Raw genomic sequence first — 1,779 nt, forward strand, 5'->3', positions numbered from 1 at the left:
GACGAAGTCCCAGCTCAGTCTGCGCAGGCCGACGATGGCGGCCGGGGAGCCGTGCTGGACCACCCAGCCCGAGGTGATGGAGTGGATGAAGCCTCCGGGCACGATGCGCTGCCGGCGGTCGGTGCCCTGGGCGAAGTCGTCGCTGTCGTGCACCGGGTGCTTCTCTCCCATCAGGTCGAGGAGTTGGTCGAGCAGCGCGCTGCCGAACACGACGGGTCCGAACCGGCGCACCGGTGCGTGTGCCAGGTCCTCCCAGTACTTCACGGCCCCCACGGCTGTTCCTCCGTTCGCCCCTGGTTCACCGGGATCGCCGGCCCGGGCTGCGCATGACCATGCGGCCGCCGTCCACCGTGAACGTCTGGCCCTGGATGTAGTCCGCCTCGTCACGGGCGAGGAAGGCGACGAGTCCGCTGATGTCCTCGGGCAGCCCCCAGCGGGTGCCGTCGCTGTCGGAGCCGAGCTGGTCGGCGACGGCCGCGGTCATCTCGGTGCGGACCTTGCCGGGCGCCACGCAGTTGACCCGGATGCCTTTGCGTCCGACCTCGACGGCCAGGGCACGGGTGAGGGCTTCGAGGCCGCCCTTGGACGCCGCGTAGGCGCTCTGTCCCGGTCCCGGGGTACGGGCCGAGTTGGAGGAGATGTTGATGACGCGGCCCCAGCCCTGGTCCAGCATCGTCGGCAGGACCGCCCTGCTGGTGAGGAAGGGGCCGGTGAGATTGGTCCGCAGGACGTTCTCCCAGCGGTCGGTACGGGTCACCGCGAGGAGCTGGTCGTCGATCACGGCCGCGTTGTTGACCAGGACGTGCAGGGCGCCCTCCTGCGCGGTCACCCGCTCGACCAGGTCCTCGACCTCGGCCTCGTCGCCGATGTCCGCCTGGTGTAGGACGGCGCGGCCGCCGCCCGCCTCGATCTCCTTGACCACACGGCGTCCGGCGTCCAGGGCGCTGCGGCAGACGAGGTGCACGGTCAGTCCGTCGGCGGCGAGGCGGTGCGAGACGGCGGCGCCGATTCCCCGGGAACCACCCGTGACGAGCGCGACGCGGGTGGCCGCGGCCGGCTCAGGCACGACTGCCGGCGGCCACGACGGCCACGATCGAGGCGATGCTGCGGTGGTGCTCGTCGGCTTCGGCGTTCCACTGGTCGAGGTCGAACTCGACGCCGAAGTGCCGGTTGATGCGGCGGGCGAGCTGCAGCAGGTCCAGCGAGTCGAGGCCTAGGTCCTCGACCACGGACTGTCCGGGCTCGATCGCCTGGTCGGCTATGCCGGGCTTGACCTCCTTGAGCAGCTCGATGATTTCGACCTGGGCGGCATTCGACACGGTGGTCATTGCGTTCCTCCGTAGATGTGACAGGAGCAGGACCGGCCGGCAACCTCCAGCCGGGCAAATCCATGTCACCAGAGCGGCGAATGAGCCAGCAAGGCCGTTATGCAGCAGGATTCGGGACACCCACTGGGCCGCTGGGGAGGCGCTCGCGTAAAACCCCATGTCGACGCACGGATCCCATCACTCCACTTCTCGGACAAAATGAACCAAAAATCCACCCAAAGGAAAGGGATTCCCATGCAGAGTAAAGTAAAGTAAAGCCTCCTTGACTCTTCATCGAGGCCATCCATAGCGTCGATCTATGTGAGCCCAAGTAAAGGCCAAAACGGGCCCTCCTAGGGGTACGCAATGCCCGGGTCCCGGCATCGACCGAATCAGTGGGCTTCGTCGATCGACATACCATCGGACGCGTCACGCGTGCGGCAGTCTCGACATCCAGGGGGCAAGGGTGGGG

3 protein-coding genes are annotated in these 1,779 nt (G+C 67.7%); all 3 read right to left on the minus strand.

Annotation, left to right across the window (positions count from 1 at the left end; translation table 11 throughout):
• The coding region (locus ACWEBX_RS40030) for a hypothetical protein (protein WP_451889620.1) at positions 1 to 273 on the minus strand (273 nt) is incomplete at its 3' end.
• 25 nt (positions 274 to 298) lie between these two features.
• Positions 299 to 1,066 (minus strand): SDR family NAD(P)-dependent oxidoreductase, encoded by a 768-nt coding sequence (locus tag ACWEBX_RS40035; RefSeq protein ID WP_451889621.1) that lies wholly within the window; start codon positions 1,064 to 1,066, stop codon positions 299 to 301.
• A complete protein-coding gene (locus ACWEBX_RS40040) occupies positions 1,059 to 1,328 on the minus strand; it encodes a phosphopantetheine-binding protein (RefSeq protein ID WP_386987646.1) in 270 nt (89 codons plus the stop codon). The genes ACWEBX_RS40035 and ACWEBX_RS40040 overlap by 8 nt, the downstream gene beginning before the upstream one ends.
• Between the last annotated feature and the right edge of the window lie 451 nt (positions 1,329 to 1,779).

The sequence above is a fragment of the Streptomyces sp. NPDC005070 genome, assembly GCF_053600395.1.